The organism is Stakelama sediminis (assembly GCF_014199335.1).
Classification (GTDB): Bacteria; Pseudomonadota; Alphaproteobacteria; order Sphingomonadales; family Sphingomonadaceae; genus Sphingomonas; species Sphingomonas sediminis.
On record NZ_JACIJI010000001.1, the window covers coordinates 750,206 to 769,465 of the forward strand.

Consider the following 19,260-nt stretch of genomic DNA (forward strand, 5'->3'; position numbering starts at 1 on the left):
AGCCAAACGCCGCGGATCAAGCCCGACCGACGAAAGCATTTCTTGGCAGTGCCCACACCTAAGGTTCCCAAAGACCGGCGCTAATCCATCCTCCCCTGCAAGGGGAGGTGGCAGGCCGCAGGCCTGACGGAGGGGTATCGCGGCTGGTCAGTACGCGCCCTTTCCCGGACGGTGACACCCCTTCGGCGCTTCGCGCCACCTCCCCTTTGCAGGGGAGGATTGGCCTGCCGGACCCGCTACGCCTTGATCAGGCCGATTTCGACCAGCCGCTGATGCAGATAGTCGTGCGCGGTGATCGGCTCGGGATAGCGGTCGGGATTTTCGGCGCTGACGCAGGACGGCAAAGACTTGATCAGGAAATCGGGCGCCGGATGCAGGAAAAAAGGCATCGAATAGCGCGAATGCCCGCGCCGCGCCGCCGGTGGGTTGACCACCCGGTGCGTCGTCGACGGGAGGACGTGGTTGGTCAGCCGTTGCAGCATATCGCCGACATTCACCACCATCGCGCCTTCCGGCGGCTTGACCGGCAGCCAGCGGCCGTCCTTGTCGAGCAGTTCCAGCCCCGCCTCCTCGGCGCCAAGCAACAGGGTGATCAGGTTGATATCCTCATGCGCGCCGGCCCGCACATTGGGCGCATCCTCGGCAATCGGCGGATAGTGGAGCAGGCGCAGCACCGAATTGCCGTCCTTCACCGCCGGGTCGAACCAGTTCGGCTCCAGCTTCAAATAGCGTGCAATCGCCGACAGCAACCGGTCGCCCGCCGCGTCGAACGCTGCGAACAGTTCCAGAAAGGTGTCGCGGAACCCTGCGGGCCGGTCGGGCCAGATATTGTCGGGCATGTCGGCGGCAAAGCGGTGCCCCCGGGCCAGCTCGCGCCCGACATGCCAGAATTCCTTCAGGTCGACATGCTCTGCGCCCTTGGCGATCTCCGTCTTATACGGGGTATAGCCGCGCGCACCGCCGCCGCCTTCGACGAAATAACCGCGCTTTTCCGCTTCGGGCAGGTCGAAAAATGCGCGCGTCATTTGCCATGCGCGGTCGATCAGCGCCGCGTCGATGCCGTGATCGGCAACCATCGCAAATCCGAAGCGCTGAAACGACCCGCCAAAGGCTTCAGCGAATCCCTGCGCATCCGTCTCCGCCTGTTTCAGCGATACAAGCGGAACCTTGTCGAGAGTTGTGTCGAGCATAAGTAATTGTCCGGTACTACGATTCTGTGCAGCCCCGATACGCGCTTTGCCCTGTTTAGAACAGGGGTCAGCCGGAGACGCTCAGCACGCCTTTGGTCGAATCGCCGCCGTCGCCGGACAGGTCCAGCGTATAGGCCTTGCCTTCCTTCGTCGTGCCCGACAGTCCCTGCCCCGCAGCATTCACGCTGAACCCGGAATTCTGAAACTTGCCGCGGAACCATTGCCGCACGATATCCACGGATGCCGGACTGTCGAATGCGATTTTGGCGCCGCCTTTATCGGGATTGTCTTTCGCCATCACATCCACGCCCGTGACTTTCGAACCGGGATAGAGATGCACGCCCTCAATATCGACGTCGCTGCCGTCCAGATGCAGCTTGGGCAGGTCGAGCGAACCGCTGAAACCCGGCAGTTTGACCGAAACCTTGCCGGTTTTGCCATCCACCGATGCGATCGTCGCATTGCCGCTATCGTCCTGCGACTGGATGGTGATGCTGGTGCCGTTGCCCGGTTCATTACTATTGCACCCGGCAAGCAGTGCGAGCGCGGGAACGACCATCCAGAACGAACGCATTGCAATCTCCTGTATTAATATAGCAACACACTACGCCGCTTTTATATGCCGCGCAAGCAATAGGGTGACGAGCAGGCGTCGATGCGCCATGGAGACCGGGCCATGACCCTTTCGCCCCGTCCGTCCAGTGATCGCGCACCGGTTCCCTTTCGGGAATTTGTCAGCCTTGTCGCCGCGATGATGGCGCTGACCGCACTCGGCATCGATTCGATGTTGCCCGCACTGCCTGCAATGGGCCATTCGCTGGGCATTACCGAGGCGAATGAGCGGCAGTTCATCATCACCGCCTTCCTGATCGGGTTTGCGGTGGCGCAGCTTGCCCATGGCCCGTTGTCGGACCGGTTCGGACGGCGGCCGATATTGCTGATCGCGCTGTTCGCCTATGCGCTGACCAACCTCGGCGTTGCACTTTCCAACAGCTTCGCATGGATGCTAGCGGCGCGGTGTGCGTCGGGTATGGCGGTGGCCGGCGCGCGGGTGGTGACGATCGCGCTGGTGCGCGACTGTTTCGCTGGACGCGCCATGGCGCGGGTGATGAGCCTCGCCTTCATCGTGTTCATGGCGGCCCCCGTCATCGCGCCCAGCTTTGGCGAAGCGATGCTGGTGGTGGGAAGCTGGCGCGTCATCTTTCTCGGCATCGCTGCGGCGGCGGCCATCATCGGCCTTTGGTACATGATGCGGATGCCGGAGACGCTGCATCCCGAATACCGCCAGCCGCTCGATGCAAGGCGGCTGCTGCGCGGATACGGCATCGTGCTGCGCGATCGCTATGCGGTGGGCTATACGCTCGCCGCCTCGCTGTTATCGGGCGGCCTGTTCGGCTTTATCGGCTCGGTGCAGCAGATCATGGAGGAGGTGTTCGACGCACCCGATCTGCTCGCGCTGGTGTTTGCGATCGTGGCAAGCACCATGGCGGTCGGTTCCTATTTCAATTCACGCATCGTCATGCAGTTCGGCACTCGGCTGATCTCGCATTCGGCGCTGGCCGGCATGGTGCTGTTCATCTCCGCGCATCTGGCCGTAGCGATCAGCGGGCATGAAACGCTGATCCTCTTCATCGTCTTGCAGGCGGGCATGATGGCCTGTTTCGGGCTGGCGGCGTCCAACTTCTCCTCGATGGCGATGGAGCATATGGGAGAAATTGCGGGTACGGCGTCAAGCCTTCAGGGGTTTGTTTCAACGCTGGGCGGCGCGCTGATCGGCGCCATCATTGGTCAGGCATTCGACGGCACCGTCGTGCCGCTCTATTCGGGCTTCCTGATCTGCGGGTTGCTTGCCTTTATCGTTATTCTGATCGCGGAGCGGGGGCGTATGTTCCGCCCCGCCTGACCGCTTCTTTGCATTTCCGGGGGAACGCCCGCGCGCCTTCGCCGTTTCGAATATATTCGATCAATCCAAGGAGTGAGGTGCAATCATGGGCGGGCATCAGGTATCGGGACAAGGCCCCAATGACGATGGCTATGACGAAAACGGCTATGACGAGAGCCAGCGCGCCGAAATCCTCGAAACCACGCGCACCGGCCCGCATGACGGCTCGGTCGTAACCGACCTCGACCCTGATCTGCACGACAGCATGGAGGATGAGGAGGACGAAGACGATATCGAGATGACCGACAGCAGCGTCACCGTCGAAGATGACGACCGGCGCGAGAGTCGCGAGGATATGGCCGAGGACGACGTACAGGACGAATTCGACGACGGCAGCATCGACCGCGATGACCTGGACGATGCCGACGAACGCGCAATCGAACCCTGACATCGGGCTCACCCGTCTTCCAACACTATCTCTACGAAGGTCGCCATGAAGTTGTCAGCCGCGCGCTATGCCCTGCCCACCCTCACCCTTGCGCTGCTGCTGTCGGGCTGCGGCGGGTCGAAGACGACGCCCGCCGCCAATATGGCGACGACCAACACCGTCGATACCGCTACACCGACAGCGGCTCCGACCGCCACGCCTGAACCCGACGGCCCTGAACCCAACGGCATCGTGACTGCCACGCCCGTCCCCACGCCTTCCCCGACCGCCACGCCCGCACCGGCGCCCGGCGCTTCGCCGACACCCACGGCAGAGGTGAGCGCGCAGGATGCGGTCAATGTCATCCGCCGCTATTTCACCCTGCTCGCCAATCACGAATATCGCGACGCGTATCTGCTTTGGGATCATGGCGGAAAATCGTCGGGAATGAGCGAAGAGGCATTTGCCAAAGCGCAGCGGAAATTCGACAGCGTCAATGCGGAACTGGGTCCGCCCAGCCGGATCGATGCCGGTGCGGGCCAGCGGCACATCACCATTCCCGTCACCGTGCACGGGAAGCTGAGCGCCGGTGGCCCCTATCGTCTGGTCGGGCAGATGACGTTGCACCACACCGCCGATATTCCGGGCACCACCATGGCGGATCGTAGCTGGCATATCAGCGCCAGCGAGCTGAATCCCCGCCCGCAAACCGGATCGCAGGATCAGGGGAGCAGCACGCCGCCGGAACAGCCGCAAACGGTCGCCGCGCGCTTTTCCTGCGTCGACGGCAGCAAGCTGCGCGTGGTGTTCGACAACAGCAATCAGACCGCGATGGTGTTTCGCGGTAAACAGCGTATCGCCAAACTCGACCAGCAGGAATCGGGATCGGGCATCCGCTATGGCGCGCAGGGCTATGAATTGCGCGGCAAGGGTAAGCAGATCGCGTTCAGTACGCCGAACACGCCGCCGCTTCCCTGTACGCAAATCGGAAAATAGGGGTGGTTCAGGCGCGGCTCAGCCGACCAGTTTGAGCGCCTTTGCGATTTCCGCCTGATCCGCCGATGACTGCTGATCGGACTGACTGCTGCTGTCACTGTCGGGAGAGGTGGCGGACTGGCTGGCCTGAGTCTTGGCCTGTGCCTTGCCGTGATTGGAGGGTGCGACGCCGGCTATCGAAATCGCAGTCCAGATTACACCTGCCGCCCACAGCACCGCCCACCAGCGGTTGCGAAATATTCGACTTGGACGTGCAGGGATCATGCAGCGTTTCTCTCACGCGCGGGTAAACAAGGCATGAGGGGATATGGTTAAGAAAAAATGGGAGCGCCGAAACGCTCCCTCAATCTGCGCAAGACCGGGATGTTAGCGGCAGACCACCTGCCCGCGATCAATCTCCCGACCGATGAGTGCACCGGCGGCGCCGCCAAGTACGGTGGACAGGACGACTGAATCGCCACGGCCCAGACGGTTGCCGAGCAGGCCACCAATCGCTGCACCCGCAATCAGGCCGGTCGTACCGTCCGAACGACGGCAGTAATAACGACCATTATAGCCGCGATAGACCCGCATTCCGCGATAGACCGGCACCGGCCGATAGTTCGAGGAATAATAGCGGTCGGCATAATAATGCCGATAACCGGGGTGATAGTTATAATTATATCTGTGCCAGCGGGCGCGATCGCGGCGGCGTTCGCGGCGCTCATGATGCTTGTACTGACCATAATGGTGGCCATTGTCATGATGATAGCCGTGACGGCCATGGTCGCGGTGCTGGGCTGCCGCAGGCAATACAGGCATGGCCAGCGCAACTGCCGCAGCGCTTAAAAATACGGTACGCATGCTGCTCTCCTTTCTCATTACACCCGATCAACGAGCGGCAGTATAGGGGGGTTGCATGAACCGGAAACAACGTTCCGTTCAGCGCGGTGTTGGGCTACGGAACGAGCATGTCGACCTTCACCAAACAGATTACCGCAAGGCCCGATGACATCGACGAACTGGGCCATGTCAACAATGCGGTATGGGTTCAGTGGATTCAGGATGTCGCGGTCGAACACTGGAATGCGGTCGCATCGGCCGCACATCGCGACCGCTATATCTGGGTCGTGACCCGGCATGAGATCGACTATCGCGGCAATGTAAAGGCAGGCGAGACGGTAATGGCCGAAACCTGGGTACCCGACCCGCCACGCGGGGCACGTTTCGACCGGCACATGCGCTTTACCGGCAAGGATGGGTCGGTGAAGGTAGAGGCGAAAACCACCTGGGCGATCATCGACCGCGAAAGCCAGCGCCTGATCCGCGTCCCGGCAGAGGTGGCCGCCCCTTTTCTCGCAGGCTAGGTTCCTCCCTCAGGCGCTGCAATCCCCGATCCGTTGCGACTTCACCTCCATCGTCGTGGTGCCGGTATCCTTGCCCGTCGCATCCTTGCGGGTCATCGTGGTTTGCACGTCGAAGCTGGTTGCGCCGAACGTGCCCTTATGCTGCACCACCACCGTTCCCGGCCCGTCCGGGGCGGGACATTCAAGCTGCGCGTCGATCCGCCCGCCCTGCATCGAGAAATGGTCATATCGGCACTTGCCGGTGGGATCGACCGCACGTTCGAACAGCGGACGCTGCATCCGGTCGGCAGTGACGCAGGTCGTATCGGTCTGTTCCTTCTGCATCTGCTCCTGCATCAGTTTCGCCACCGCCGACCCCTTGGGAATGTCCGAACTTTCCAGTTTCAGGATGCGGGTGGTCGTTTTCCACTCACCGGGCTGCTGCTTCGGCAGGTCCCTGGCCTTTGCGGTGACATCGGCGACACTCGCATTCTTCATACTGACCGCGCCGTTATCGGCGGTGCCCTTTCCGCCGCATCCCGCGAGCAGCAGCACACCCGCCAGAATAATTTTGTTGTAGCGCGGAAAATTCCTTTGGAATTTCCGGGAGGGGGAGCGGGCCGGTGCGGCAATCTCAACTGATATATTATTTCGCATCCCCATTCTCCTCTGTTTGCTATCGGGCGCGTTGCGAGGGAACGCATGGCGTCCCATATCGTGTCCCTATGGCAATCCAGATTCGCACCAGCCTGGACGAACCCGAAACCGGACAGGCCTTCGTACCGCATCGCCCCGACCGCCCGGAAAAGACCGAGGGCGGAAAGGCGTTCAAACTTGTCAGCGACTATGAACCGTCGGGCGACCAGCCGACGGCGATTGCCGAACTGGTCGCGGCGGCGAAAGCAGGCGAAAAGGATCAGGTGCTGCTGGGCGTCACCGGTTCGGGCAAGACCTTCACCATGGCAAAGGTGGTCGAGGCGTTGCAGCGCCCCGCGCTGATCCTGGCCCCTAACAAGATTCTCGCCGCGCAGCTTTATGGCGAGTTCAAGAGTTTCTTTCCCGAAAACGCGGTCGAATATTTCGTCAGCTATTACGATTATTACCAGCCCGAAGCCTATGTCCCGCGTTCCGACACCTATATCGAGAAAGAGTCGAGCGTAAATGAGGCGATCGACCGGATGCGCCATTCGGCCACCCGCGCGCTGCTCGAACGCGACGATGTGCTGATCGTCGCGTCAGTGTCGTGCCTGTACGGTATCGGCTCGGTCGAAACCTATTCGGCGATGATCTTCGACATCAAAAAGGGCGAGACGGTCGATCAGCGCGAAATCATCCGCAAGCTGGTCGCGCTTCAGTATAAGCGCAACGACGGGGCATTCACGCGCGGCACGTTTCGCGTGCGCGGCGACAGTCTGGAACTCTTCCCCTCGCACTATGAAGACACCGCCTGGCGCGTCAGCTTTTTCGGTGACGAGATCGAGGAGATCGTCGAGTTCGATCCGCTGACCGGCAGTAAGGTCGCGAGCCTCGACCGCGTGCGCGTGTTCGCCAATTCGCACTATGTGACACCGGGGCCGACGCTGAAACAGGCGATGGGGGCGATCCGGCACGAACTGGCCGAGCGGCTGAAGGAGTTGCAGGCGGAAGGGAAATTGCTGGAGGCGCAGCGGCTGGAGCAGCGCACCAATTTCGATCTGGAAATGATCGCCGCGACGGGAAGCTGCGCCGGCATTGAGAATTACAGCCGCTTCCTGACCGGGCGCCTGCCCGGCGAGCCGCCGCCGACGCTGTTCGAATATCTGCCCGAAAACGCGCTGTTATTCGTCGATGAAAGCCACCAGACGGTGCCGCAGGTCGGCGGCATGGCGCGCGGCGACCACCGCCGCAAGATCACACTCGCCGAATATGGCTTTCGCCTGCCGAGTTGTATCGACAACCGCCCGCTGCGCTTCAACGAATGGGACGCGATGCGCCCACAGACGGTGTGCGTTTCCGCCACGCCGGGCGGCTGGGAGATGGAGCAGACCGGTGGTGTGTTCACCGAACAGGTGATCCGCCCGACCGGGCTGATCGATCCGCCGGTCGAGATCCGCCCTGTAGAGGAACAGGTGCAGGACCTGATTCAGGAGTGCAAAAAGACCGCTGAAATGGGTTATCGCACGCTGGTCACGACGCTGACCAAGCGGATGGCCGAGGACCTGACCGAATATATGCACGAAGCGGGTATCAAGGTCCGCTACATGCATTCGGATGTCGAGACGCTGGAACGTATCGAGCTGATCCGCGACCTGCGCATGGGCGTCTATGACGTGCTGGTGGGCATCAACCTGCTGCGCGAAGGGCTGGACATTCCCGAATGCGGGCTGGTCGCGATCCTCGATGCGGACAAGGAAGGCTTTCTGCGCAGCGAAACCTCGCTCATTCAGACGATCGGGCGCGCCGCGCGCAATGTCGAGGGGCGCGTCATCCTCTATGCCGACCGCATGACCGGCAGCATGGAGCGCGCGCTCAACGAAACGGGGCGGCGGCGTGAAAAGCAGGAGGCGTACAACGCCGAACACGGCATTACCCCTGCCACGGTGAAAAAGAATATCGGCGACATCATCGCCCATGTCGCCAGCAAGGATCAGGTGACGGTCGAGATCGACGACGACAAGCCGCACATGGTCGGCCACAATCTGCGCCACCATATCGAAGACCTTGAAAAGAAAATGCGCGAAGCCGCCGCCAATCTGGAGTTCGAGGAAGCGGGCCGGTTGCGCGACGAAATCCGCGCGCTGGAAAACGAGGAACTGGGCCTGAGCGATGCCGAGAAAAAGGCGCCCGTCATGGGCCGCTCCAACGAAGGCAAACCCGGCACCCGCAAGACGCGCTACGGCAAGACGCAACGGAAATTCGGAGGCGGGCGACGCTAGGTTTTCAACCTCTTGCCCTTTGCCGCCGACCGGATCATGGTAACGATCACAATAATCCAGGGGAGGATGAAAATGGCGGATCGGCGGATCACGAAGTTTCTGACGGCGGCGGCCGCGATTGCAGTCGGGGGAATGACCATCGCCGCGGCGACCCCGGTGCCCGATACCGCCGGCCTCTACACCCCTGCTCCGGCGGCGGTACCGACGACCGGCATTTCCCTGCCGCTCGGAAAATGCGTCAATATGGGCAATCATCTGGAGGCACCGAATGAGGGTGACTGGGGCCGCAAGATTGCCGATTCCGATTTCACCAACATCAAGCAGGCCGGATTTTCGACCATCCGCCTGCCGGTACGCTTTGCCGGGCATGCGCAGGAAGCGGCTCCCTATACCATCGACCCCGCCTTCATGGCGCGTGTTCACCATGTCGTTTCAACCGCCACCGCGGCGGGGCTGAATGTCATTCTGGACCTGCACAACTATGACGCACTGATGACCGATCCCGCCGGGAACAGCGCGCGGCTGGCGGGCCTGTGGAAACAGGTCGCGGCTTCGTTCGCGTCAGCCCCCGATACGGTGTGGTTCGAGATCATCAACGAACCGCATGACAAGTTCGACAATGCCAACCTGCTGGCGACCGTCAGCCCCTCTCTGGCGGCGATCCGCGCCACCAACCCCAAACGTCCCGTCATTATCGGCGGAGGGCACTGGTCGGGCATCGATTCGCTGGCGACGCTGCAACTACCCGACGACCCTTATGTCGTTCCCACGTTCCATTATTACGATCCGTTCCCCTTCACCCATCAGGGGGCGAAATGGGTCAAACCGACGCCGCCACCGATCGGCGCGACCTTCGGCAGCAAGAAGGACATTACCGAGCTGAACGCCAGTCTGGATAAGGTGAAAGCCTATATGAAGCGGACCGGCCGCGTGCCGTTCGTCGGAGAATTCGGGGCAATCGACATTCCGCAAATGCCGGTGGCGCAACGGATCAACTATTACGCCACGGTCAGCGCCGCCTATGCCTCTATCGGCGTGCAGAGCTGCGCCTGGGCCTACACCAATACGTTTCCGCTCTATAAGAAGGATCATTGGATTCCGGGCATGGTGCGCGCCATTCGCACCACCAAAACGCTCTGAATAGCCCCTTTCCGGCGCATTACGCCCTATAACCCTTGTCTGAATGCCGTATCGCCCCCACAATGACCGGGCGGTTACGGAGATCGGCGCCCGACACCCGCATACGCAACTGCGTATCGTATCAAGGATTCGGGCGGGGATTTATGACGAGCAATTCCAATGGACCGGTGGCGTGTAGCGAAGCCGCGCGGTCCTCGGCAATCGACGAACACGGATTGGTCGAATGGTGCGGCGAAGGCCGGTTCGATTCGATCGTCGCGTATCTGTCGCGCCTGTGCGAAGCCCCCGTTTCGCTGGTTTCTCTGGTCGAAAGCGATCGGCAGCGATTTCTGGCAAAGGTCGGCATCGATGCCGAGGAAACCCCGCGTTCCGTATCGTTCTGCGCCCATGCCATGCGCGGCACCGCAATCATGGTGGTGCCCGACGCGACGCAGGATCGGCGTTTTCAGGACAATCCGCTGGTTACCGGCGCACCGCATATCCGCTTTTACGCCGGGGCGCCGCTGGTAACCCGCGAGGGCGTGCCGCTTGGCGCACTATGCGTCATCGACGACAAACCGCGTCCCGGCCTCAGCGCATTGCAGGAAGAAGCGCTGTACGTGATGGCCAGCGCGGTGATGGCGATCATCGATGCCCGCCGGGAATCCGAACAGCGTCTGCTCGTTACCCGCGAACTCAGCCATCGAATCAAGAATCTTTTCACGCTGGTGGGCGGTTTGATCCATTTCTCCGCCGATTCGCACGGCAATGTCCCTCGTGAGGATCTGTCGCGCAGAGTCACCGCGCTCGGCCATGCCCATGCTCTGATCCATCACGACGGCCTGACGCAGGATGATGTCGAGGGTATCGATGCGACCGAACTGATCGAAACGCTGGTCGCCCCCTATCGATATGCGGACGGGGGCCGGCTGCACATCGACGCCCCGGCGCTGATGCTGCCCGGGTCGATGGTAACGCCCTTTGCGCTGATCTTTCACGAATTCGCGACCAACGCCGCGAAATACGGGGCGCTGTCGTCGGCGGACGGAACGGTTTCGGTCGACATCACCGACAAGGACGGCCATATCGAAATTCTCTGGCGCGAACGCGGCGGCCCGGCCCTCGACCCGAAACTGGATCGCAGCGAGGGATTCGGAACGACGCTTATCGAACGGACCGTGGTACGCCAGTTGCGCGCCTCGCTCGACCGGGACTGGCAACCGGAGGGGCTGACGATCCGTTTGCGCCTGCCGTCACCGGCTATCGCAATCGCCGCGTGATGCACCGCTTCCGGCGCGAACGGGCTTGAGCCGGACGCAACCGCACTCCATAAGGCCGCATGATGCGTCGTTTGTTTTTCCCCGCCCTGCCGCTGATTGCACTGGTTGGAGTCGCCGGCTGTATTCCGCAAGGAGCAGCGCCGGTTCAGCCCCAGCCTGCGACCCCGCAACCGGTGGTCAGGCCCGTGGCCGTACCCTCGCCGGTGCCGACACCGACGCCAACCCCGATAACCGGCGACTGGCGGGACTGGCCGCTGACGCCCGGCACCTGGACCTATCGTCAGGACAAGCGCGGGTCGATTGCGCTGTTTGGTGTACCCGGTGAAAACGCCCTGCTGACGTTGCGCTGCGATCTGGGACGCCGCACCATCTATCTGTCGCGCGCGGGCACGGCGCCGTCGGGCAGCATGGCGACCATTCGCACCACCGCGCTGACCCGCACGCTGCGCATGGCGCCGACGGGCGGAAGACCTCCCTATATGGCGGTTGCGATCCAGCCCGAAGACCGGTTGCTCGACGATATGGGCTATAGCCGCGGGCGGTTTCTGGTCGAAATACCGGGAATGCCGACACTGGTCGTACCCGCATGGGCCGAAGTGCTGCGCGTGACACAGGATTGCCGCTAAAGCCGCTTACCGGTCCACACTGCCGATATCGCACGAAACAGCGTCTGCGCGGGAGCGCTACCGTATGCGTTTCAATCCATTTCGAGCAGGCAAAAGATAATTACGGAAATCGCGTCGTAATTCAAGACTTGTTCTGCGAGTCAGGATGATTCAATGATTCGCATGTACCGGATACGGTACGACGTTCTTCAACTAGCGAAAGGAGGTGATCCGATGTCTCATGGTTCAGCAATGGGGTCGGTTCAGTTCGTTCGGGAGACGCGCCGCTAACAAGATGCCGCTGTCGGGGGACCGGGGAAAATTCCTTCCCAATCAACGCTCCCGATGAAAGACGGCATCCGCGGCTCGCATGGTCTCCCGGGCTGGAACTTCCGGCCGCTGACCATGCTTTGGGCTGTCGGGCTCTGCGGGGTCCGGCAGCCCTTTTCATATCCTCATCAGGCGCGTGCTACGCCGCCAGCAGCGTTTCCATCGGCGCTGCGCGGGCATCTTCTTCGGGACGCGAGAGGAAAAACTCCGCGTGATATTGCCCGTTCGCCTCCATCCCCGACGGATCACGCTCCAGTGCCGCAAGTTCGTCCGCCACGCGCGCCTGTTCTTCCTCCGACAGGAAATCGCGCTGGACGAAAGTCTGTCCCTCCAGCTTTTCGGTGACATAGCCACGCTCGGCGAGCAGGTCGGAAATCGCATCGAACGGAAACATGCGCAGCACGAAATTGGCGAACCACGGACGCCTGCCCTGTTCCACCGCAGGCAGGAGATGGTCGAACGTTGCCTCCCCGATATAGCCGATGCACCCGGTTGAAAGCACCAGATCGGCGTCAGAGAGACGCTCCGCCTGCTCCCCATCCAGCGCATGTTCTTCCAGATTATCGACGATGCCGTCATCCAGCAGATGCGCGGCCCCGGCATAGGCGATTGCGGGTTGCGACTGATCGATGCCGATAATCTCCAGTCCGGCATCGTTGCCCAGTGCACCGAAGAACCGCTGGTCGTTGGCGATCACTGCATCGGCGGACATGCCGTCGAGCGTCGGGTCGCTCCAGCGATCGTACAGCGTCGCCATGTCGAGATCATATTTGAGCAGCGCCGCATTCACCCCATAGGAGCAGCCCAGATCGACCAGCGTCAGCGCCTGCTCCGCCTGTTGCGCACGGCGGGCGGCAATCACGCGCCGAAATACCGGCTTGGCATGATCGGGAATGACATAGTTCAGCGACGCGAGTTCGCGGAAATAGGCACGTGGATCAGGCTGCACATAGATGGCATCCATATTTGCCTTGGGCGATTCATCGGGTTCGGCAATAGTTGCGTTGGGCATGGATTCCCTTGTTTTTGACGGTCTGAATATCTGAAACGATGCAACCGTATTGAACCGGCAGGGCGTCCGAACGACGCAAATAAAGGCACCCGAAGGCGCAGGGCCGGATTGTCGTTTGTAGCACAATTCTAACAGGTTCATGGCACCAACCCAAGCAATGTGGGTTAAGATCAGAAGATACTATGGCGTGGGAGATCGCATGAGCGACCATATTCTTGTCTTTTACGGTTCCTATCGACGCGACCGGATGGGTATCCGGCTGGCGGACTATATCGTCGCGCAATTACGCGCGCGCGGCGCGCGCGCCGAACTGATCGACGCAAAGGCGGTCGACCTGCCGATACTCGACCGGATGTATAAGGAATATGGGCCGGGTGAGGCGCCTGCGGCAATGGAAGAACTTGCCGGGAAGATCCGCTCGGCGGATGCCTTCGTTTTCGTCACCGGCGAATATAATTGGGGGCCGCAACCGGGACTGAAAAACCTGACCGATCATTTTCTGGAAGAATGGTTCTGGCGTCCGGCCGCGATCGCCAGCTATTCCGCCGGACGTCTGGCCGGTGCGCGATCAAGCTTCATCTGGCACAATACGCTCAGCGAAATGGGCATGGTGGTGATTTCCTCATCCCTGACGGTCGGACAGATCGGCAGCACGCTGGATGCAGATGCCAATCCTACCGGCGCAGGCGGCGAAGCGCTGGAAAACAGCTTCGCCCGTTTCGCCGACGATCTGGACTGGTGGACCGAAGCGGCAAAAACCCAACGCGCGAAACGCGCTCCTCCCTATTGATCCCTTCGCCCCTTTCGGTGATGCCTTGCGCGCCGCAGCATTTTTGCCCATCGTAGGCAGGACAAGGGGGACATATGCGGCATATCTCGGCGTTTTCGGTACTGGTTTTGCTCGCGACACCGGCACTTGCGGCGACACCCGCGAAACAACAAAACCCCCAGACCGTGTTCAAGGACAGCACGGCCCATGCCGGATTGTTGCCGGTGCATGTCGATACGCAAGGCGGTCGCATCCTCCTCACCCTCCCGCCGCCTGGCAAGGACGGCGTTTCGGCGCGCTATATCTACACCAATTCGCTGCGCACCGGGCTGGGATCGGCTCCGACATTCCTTGATCGCGGACGTGTCGGCGGGACGCAGATCGTTGCCTTTCGCCGGATCGGGAAAAAGGTCGCGTTGCAGTTCGAAAATCCGCGTTTCCGGGCAACCGGAGCGGCGCAGTCGGACCCGAGCGGCAGCCAGGATTTCGCGGTTTCCACCGTCTGGATGGGGGACATCGCCGCCACCCTGCCCGACGGCAGTTTCGTCGTCGACATTTCCAGTTTTCTGACCGCCGACACGCTGGGCATCGCCACCTCGCTCAACCAGAGCGCGGACACGTTCGGCGTCGGCGGCGGACAGGGTGCGGGCAAAGGCTTCAAGCGCGATGAAAAACTGAGCGCGGCACTGCCCGGTTCAGTCAAGGTCTTTCCCGACAATATCGAGATTGACGCGATCCAGACCTACACGTCCGACCATCCGGGTGCCGAGGTGTCGAATATCGCACCCGATCCGCATCAGGTCAGCTTCACCGTCCATTCCAGCTTCGTAAAGCTGCCGCCGCCGGGCTTCGTCCCGCGTACATTCGATCCGCGCATGGGCGGCTTTGCGACGCAAGTGGTGGATTTCGCCGCCCCGCTGGGTAGTGATGTCGTGCGCGATTACGCCAACCGCTTCCGGCTGGAGAAAATTCATCCCGGTCCGGCACCGTCGCGCGTGAAAAAGCCGCTTGTCTATTATATCGACAGCCGTGCGCCCGAACCCATCCGTCAGGCGCTGATCGACGGCGTAAGCTGGTGGAAAAAAGCGTTCACGGCCGCCGGCTATATCGACGCTTTTGAGGTCAAGACCCTGCCGCCCGGCGTCGATCCGATGGACGTGCGCTATAACATCGTCAACTGGGACGACCGCGCCACACGCGGCTGGTCCTATGGTCAGGAAATCGTCGACCCGCGCACCGGAGAGATCATCAAGGGGATGGTCGTGCTCGGCTCCCTGCGCGCGCGGCAGGATATTCAGATTTTCGAAGGGCTGGTGGGTGCGGACAAGCTCAATAGCGGCGGCCCTGACGATCCGGTACAGGTGGCGCTGGCACGGCTTCGCCAGCTCGGCGCGCATGAAGTCGGACATACGCTGGGCTTTGCGCATAATTTCGCGGCCAGCACACAGGATCGCGCTTCGGTAATGGATTACCCGCCGCCGCGCATCACGCTGGTCGACGGCAAGCCCGATCTGTCCGATGCCTATGGCGTCGGCGTCGGCAAATGGGACATGGCTACGGTCAACTGGCTCTACGGCGCGCAAAGCGATGCGGCGGCGAAGAAAATGGCGCGCGATTATGTCGCGTCGGGCCTGCGCTATGTCGAGGACGACAATGCCCGCGCGCCCGACACGGCGGAACGCTGGGGCGGATTGTGGGACGATGGAGCCAACCCCACCGCCGAACTCAACCGGATGATGAAGGTGCGGCAGGCAGCCATCGCCAATTTCGGCCTGAAGGCGCTGACACCCGGTGAACCGGTGGCCGATCTGCGCCGTCGTTTCGTGCCGATCTGGCTGCTCCATCGCTATGAAGTTGTGGCCGCGGCCAAGGCGATCGGCGGCGCGACCTTCCACTACGCCGTTAATGGCGGCGGCAAGGAACAGGCGGTGCCGGTGCCGGGCGATGCGCAAAAGGCAGCACTCGACGCGCTGCTTGCCACGCTGTCGCCCGATGCACTGCGCGTTCCGGCGCGACTGGTGCCGATGCTGTCGATCCCGCGTAACGGCAGCGATAACCGCCAGTTCGATATCGAGGTGTTCCAGTCGCATAAGGGGCCGCTGTTCGATCCGCTGGTCGCCGCCGATGCCGCGAGCGAGATCACGCTTGCGTCGCTGCTGGCTCCTGCCCGGCTGGCGCGGGTCGCCAGCCAGCACGCGCTGGATGCGGGCATTCCCGGCGTCGATACGATCCTCGACCGGCTGATTGCGACGGTACTGCCCGACAGGATGGACGCGCTGACCCGGCGGATCGCCTATCGCACCATCGTCAGCCTCGCCGCGACCGCGCAGGACAAGGCAACAACGCCGGAGGTTGCCGCGCTGATCGACCAGAAGCTGACCGATCTGAGCACACAACTGGCCGGGCGGAAAGGCGATGCGGACGAACGCGTCTGGGCGATGAGCCTGTCGCGCAAGCTGCGCGACGCCGATCAGCGTGCGAAGCTGGCCGACGACATGCCGCGCAGCGTGCCGATCCCGCCCGCCGACCCGATCGGCGGCGGCGAAGGCGGCTGGATGGACTTGCCGTAGCTTTTTCCTTCCAGAAACGAAGGCGCAAACAGCCTATAACCGTCATTGCGACCCCGACCCCGGTCGGGGGAAGCAATCATTCAATCTCGTCTGGGCTGGACTGCCGCGTCGCTACGCTCCTCGCAGTAACGTGCCTCTGGCCGGGTAATTGCCGCTATTTGTTCGCCAGCGCCTTGAGCGCGTAGAGCTTGTCGAGGGCTTCGCGCGGCGAGAGCGAGTCCACGTCGAGCGCCTCCAGCGCATCGCGCAGGGCGTCGCCCTCTTCCGCTTCCGGTTCGGTCATGGCGGCGAACAGCGGCAGATCGTCGAGACCGGCAGCCAGTCCGCCGGTCTTTTCACGGCCCGCTTCCAGCCTGGCAAGCACCGCCTTCGCGCGATTGACGGTGGCGGGTGCCATCCCGGCCAGCCGCGCCACGGCAAGGCCATAGCTGCGATCCGCCGGTCCGTCCGCGACTTCGTGCAGCAACACCAGATCGCCCTTCCATTCGCGCGCGCGGACATGGTGGAGGCTGAGCGCGTCGCAGCGCTCGGCCAGCCGCGTCAGCTCATGATAATGCGTCGCGAACAGGCAGCGGCAGCGATTATCCTCATGAATCGCCTCGACCACCGCCCAGGCGATGGCCAGCCCGTCATAGGTGGAGGTGCCGCGCCCGACCTCATCCAGAATGACGAAGCTGCGCGGCGTCGCCTGCGCCAGAATGGCGGCGGTTTCGACCATCTCGACCATGAAAGTGGAGCGTCCCCGCGCAAGGTTGTCGGACGCACCGACCCGGCTGAACAGCCGATCCACCAGCCCCAGCGTCGCCTGTGCGGCGGGCACATAGCTTCCAGCCTGCGCCAGCACCGCGATCAGCGCATTCTGGCGCAGGAAGGTGGATTTACCGCCCATATTCGGGCCAGTAACCAGCCACAAACGCGAATTTTCCGACAATATGCAGTCATTGGCGACGAAGCGCTCGCCCGATTTCGCCAGCGCGGCTTCCACCACCGGATGCCGCCCGCCCGAAACCTCAAAACAGGCATGATCCACCAATGCAGGTCGGGTCCAGCCCCCCTCCGCCGCGCGTTCGGCCAGTGCCGCCGCCACGTCGATCCGCGCCAGTGCGTCGGCGGTGGCGGCAATCGCCTCCCGGCTGTCCAGCGCGGTCGCGGTCAAACCTTCCAGATGCGCTGCCTCCGCCGCCAGCGCGTGCACCCCCGCCTGTGTCACCTTGAGCGCGGTTTCGTGCAATTCCGGGCTGTTGAAGCGCACCACGCCCGCCAGCGTCTGGCGGTGGGTGAAGCCGCTGTCCGGCTGCATCAGCTTGTCGCCGTGCCGCGACGGCACCTCGATATGATAGCCGAGCACGGCATTGTGCCGCACCTTCAGCGCATTGATGCCGGTTTCGTCGCGATATTTCGCCTCCAGCGCGGCGATGGCGCGCCTGCCCCCCGCCCCGGTCCGGCGCAGGTCGTCAAGTGCTGCGTCGAACCCTTCGGCGATATAACCGCCCTTGTCGGTGTCGACCGGCGGATCGGGCACCAGCGCACGGCGCAACAGGTCGATCAGCGCACCATGCCCGCGCAGACGCGGCGCGAGATCGGCCAGCAGCGGCGGGCAGTCGGCAATCCCCTCCAGCCGCTCGCCAAGCTGCCATGCGCCGTCCAGCCCATCACGAAGCTGCCCCAGATCACGCGGACTGCCGCGTCCCGCCGCCAGCCGCCCCAGCGCGCGGCCGATATCGGGCAGCGCACGCAAGGTCGCACGCGTGGCGTCGCGCAGACCGGGATCGTCATGCAAACGCTGAACGCAATCGAGCCGCGCCTCGACCGATTCGCGATTCATCAGCGGTGCGGCGATATCCTGTGCCAGAAGCCGCGCACCGGCGCCCGAAACCGTGCGGTCCACCGCCCCCAGCAGGCTGCCCGCACGGGCGCCCTGCACGCTCTGGGTCAGTTCCAGACTCTCCCGCGTGGCGGCGTCGATCGCCATGCACGCATCGGTGCGCGAACAGACCGGCGGGCGCAGGAACGGCAGCGATCCACGCGCGGTGTGATCGAGATAGGCGACCAGCCCGCCCGCCGCCGCCAGACCGGCCCGCGAAAACTGGCCGAAGCCGTCCAGCGTCGCGACGCCGTGCAGCTTCTTCAGCCGCGCCTCGCCGCTCGCACTGTCGAACTCGCCGCGCGGACGCAGCGTGGTCGCCAGCACGGCGGCGTCGCTATCCTCCGCTGCGACGATTTCGGCAGGCGCAAGCCGCGCGATTTCCGCCGACAGCGACTGCCGGTCGGTCTCGATCACCTCGAACAAACCGGTCGAGATATCCGCCGCAGCCAGCGCGATACCGCCTGCCGCCTCACCGATTGCGACGCACCAGTTGGCGGCGCGCGAATCGAGCAGTGCCTCCTCGGTCAGCGTGCCCGCCGTCACCACCCGGACGATCGCGCGCCCGACCAGCGCCTTGGACCCGGCGCGTTTCTTCGCTTCTTCGGGCATTTCGATCTGGTCGGCAATGGCGACGCGATGCCCCGCCTTGATCAGGCGCGCCAGATAGCTTTCCGCCGCATGCGCGGGTACGCCGCACATCGCGACCTTTTCCCCGTCATGTTCGCCGCGCGCCGTCAGCGCGATGTCGAGACAGGCGGCGGCAACCTTCGCATCGTCGAAGAACAGCTCAAAAAAATCACCCATGCGATAGAAGAGCAGGCAGTCCTGCGCCTCCGCCTTCAACGCAAGATACTGGGCCATCATCGGAGTGGGTTTCGCCATGCGCGAACGCCTACGCATTGTCCGCGCAAACGGCAATGGGCAGGGCCGATGGCATAAATCCGCAACAAGGCTTCGACAAAGCGTGGCCGAC

17 protein-coding genes are annotated in these 19,260 nt (G+C 62.7%); 10 read left to right on the forward strand and 7 right to left on the reverse strand.

All coding sequences use genetic code 11. The features are described 5' to 3' along the window. Positions 1 to 236: 236 nt before the first annotated feature. Positions 237 to 1,190 carry an isopenicillin N synthase family dioxygenase gene (locus FHR23_RS03840; RefSeq protein WP_184001578.1) on the reverse strand — a complete coding sequence of 318 codons (954 nt, stop codon included), beginning with the start codon at positions 1,188 to 1,190 and terminating at the stop codon, positions 237 to 239. 67 nt (positions 1,191 to 1,257) lie between these two features. After that, positions 1,258 to 1,764, reverse strand: a complete 507-nt coding sequence (locus FHR23_RS03845) for a hypothetical protein (RefSeq protein ID WP_184001579.1) — start codon at positions 1,762 to 1,764, stop codon at positions 1,258 to 1,260. Positions 1,765 to 1,866: 102 nt separating this feature from the next. Here FHR23_RS03845 and FHR23_RS03850 point away from each other — a divergent pair, with 102 nt between their 5' ends. The 3 genes from FHR23_RS03850 (at position 1,867) to FHR23_RS03860 (ending at position 4,495) form a co-directional block, all read left to right on the forward strand. Then, the gene (locus FHR23_RS03850; protein WP_184001580.1) at positions 1,867 to 3,093 is read left to right on the forward strand and encodes a multidrug effflux MFS transporter; all 1,227 of its coding nucleotides are present in this window, start codon (positions 1,867 to 1,869) and stop codon (positions 3,091 to 3,093) included. 85 nt (positions 3,094 to 3,178) lie between these two features. Beyond that, on the forward strand, positions 3,179 to 3,520 hold the full coding sequence (locus FHR23_RS03855; RefSeq protein WP_184001581.1) for a DNA primase: 342 nt from the start codon (positions 3,179 to 3,181) through the stop codon (positions 3,518 to 3,520). 45 nt (positions 3,521 to 3,565) lie between these two features. Next, positions 3,566 to 4,495: an MliC family protein gene (locus tag FHR23_RS03860; protein WP_184001582.1), complete on the forward strand. Its 930-nt coding sequence runs from the start codon at positions 3,566 to 3,568 to the stop codon at positions 4,493 to 4,495. A gap of 18 nt (positions 4,496 to 4,513) precedes the next feature. Here FHR23_RS03860 and FHR23_RS03865 read toward each other — a convergent pair whose 3' ends face one another. Both FHR23_RS03865 and FHR23_RS03870 read right to left on the reverse strand, forming a co-directional pair. Continuing rightward, positions 4,514 to 4,759 carry a hypothetical protein gene (locus FHR23_RS03865; RefSeq protein WP_184001583.1) on the reverse strand — a complete coding sequence of 82 codons (246 nt, stop codon included), beginning with the start codon at positions 4,757 to 4,759 and terminating at the stop codon, positions 4,514 to 4,516. A gap of 102 nt (positions 4,760 to 4,861) precedes the next feature. Then, positions 4,862 to 5,338, reverse strand: a complete 477-nt coding sequence (locus FHR23_RS03870; RefSeq protein ID WP_184001584.1) for a glycine zipper 2TM domain-containing protein — start codon at positions 5,336 to 5,338, stop codon at positions 4,862 to 4,864. 107 nt (positions 5,339 to 5,445) lie between these two features. Here FHR23_RS03870 and FHR23_RS03875 point away from each other — a divergent pair, with 107 nt between their 5' ends. Beyond that, a complete protein-coding gene (locus FHR23_RS03875; protein ID WP_184001585.1) occupies positions 5,446 to 5,841 on the forward strand; it encodes an acyl-CoA thioesterase in 396 nt (131 codons plus the stop codon). Between the two features lie 9 nt (positions 5,842 to 5,850). Here the strand turns inward: FHR23_RS03875 and FHR23_RS03880 are convergent, their stop codons facing one another. Then, the gene (locus tag FHR23_RS03880; protein ID WP_184001586.1) at positions 5,851 to 6,477 is read right to left on the reverse strand and encodes a DUF3617 domain-containing protein; all 627 of its coding nucleotides are present in this window, start codon (positions 6,475 to 6,477) and stop codon (positions 5,851 to 5,853) included. Positions 6,478 to 6,545: 68 nt separating this feature from the next. Here FHR23_RS03880 and uvrB point away from each other — a divergent pair, with 68 nt between their 5' ends. The 4 genes from uvrB to FHR23_RS03900 all read left to right on the forward strand — a co-directional run bounded on the left by uvrB (position 6,546) and on the right by FHR23_RS03900 (position 11,760). Beyond that, positions 6,546 to 8,735, forward strand: a complete 2,190-nt coding sequence (gene uvrB / locus FHR23_RS03885) for an excinuclease ABC subunit UvrB (protein WP_184001587.1) — start codon at positions 6,546 to 6,548, stop codon at positions 8,733 to 8,735. Positions 8,736 to 8,807: 72 nt separating this feature from the next. Continuing rightward, on the forward strand, positions 8,808 to 9,875 hold the full coding sequence (locus tag FHR23_RS03890) for a glycoside hydrolase family 5 protein (RefSeq protein WP_246359673.1): 1,068 nt from the start codon (positions 8,808 to 8,810) through the stop codon (positions 9,873 to 9,875). Positions 9,876 to 10,018: 143 nt separating this feature from the next. After that, complete coding sequence (locus tag FHR23_RS03895; protein WP_184001588.1) at positions 10,019 to 11,134, forward strand: sensor histidine kinase; 1,116 nt, start codon at positions 10,019 to 10,021, stop codon at positions 11,132 to 11,134. A gap of 59 nt (positions 11,135 to 11,193) precedes the next feature. Beyond that, on the forward strand, positions 11,194 to 11,760 hold the full coding sequence (locus FHR23_RS03900; protein ID WP_343042980.1) for a hypothetical protein: 567 nt from the start codon (positions 11,194 to 11,196) through the stop codon (positions 11,758 to 11,760). A gap of 448 nt (positions 11,761 to 12,208) precedes the next feature. Here the strand turns inward: FHR23_RS03900 and FHR23_RS03905 are convergent, their stop codons facing one another. After that, positions 12,209 to 13,081 carry a class I SAM-dependent methyltransferase gene (locus FHR23_RS03905; protein ID WP_184001589.1) on the reverse strand — a complete coding sequence of 291 codons (873 nt, stop codon included), beginning with the start codon at positions 13,079 to 13,081 and terminating at the stop codon, positions 12,209 to 12,211. Between the two features lie 199 nt (positions 13,082 to 13,280). Here FHR23_RS03905 and FHR23_RS03910 point away from each other — a divergent pair, with 199 nt between their 5' ends. Together FHR23_RS03910 and FHR23_RS03915 are read left to right on the forward strand one after the other, a co-directional pair. Further along, positions 13,281 to 13,871 (forward strand): NADPH-dependent FMN reductase, encoded by a 591-nt coding sequence (locus FHR23_RS03910; RefSeq protein WP_184001590.1) that lies wholly within the window; start codon positions 13,281 to 13,283, stop codon positions 13,869 to 13,871. A gap of 74 nt (positions 13,872 to 13,945) precedes the next feature. Next, complete coding sequence (locus tag FHR23_RS03915; protein WP_184001591.1) at positions 13,946 to 16,420, forward strand: zinc-dependent metalloprotease; 2,475 nt, start codon at positions 13,946 to 13,948, stop codon at positions 16,418 to 16,420. Between the two features lie 154 nt (positions 16,421 to 16,574). On the opposite strand, the gene mutS is transcribed toward FHR23_RS03915, so the two are convergent. Further along, positions 16,575 to 19,151: a DNA mismatch repair protein MutS gene (gene mutS / locus FHR23_RS03920; RefSeq protein ID WP_184002165.1), complete on the reverse strand. Its 2,577-nt coding sequence runs from the start codon at positions 19,149 to 19,151 to the stop codon at positions 16,575 to 16,577. Between the last annotated feature and the right edge of the window lie 109 nt (positions 19,152 to 19,260).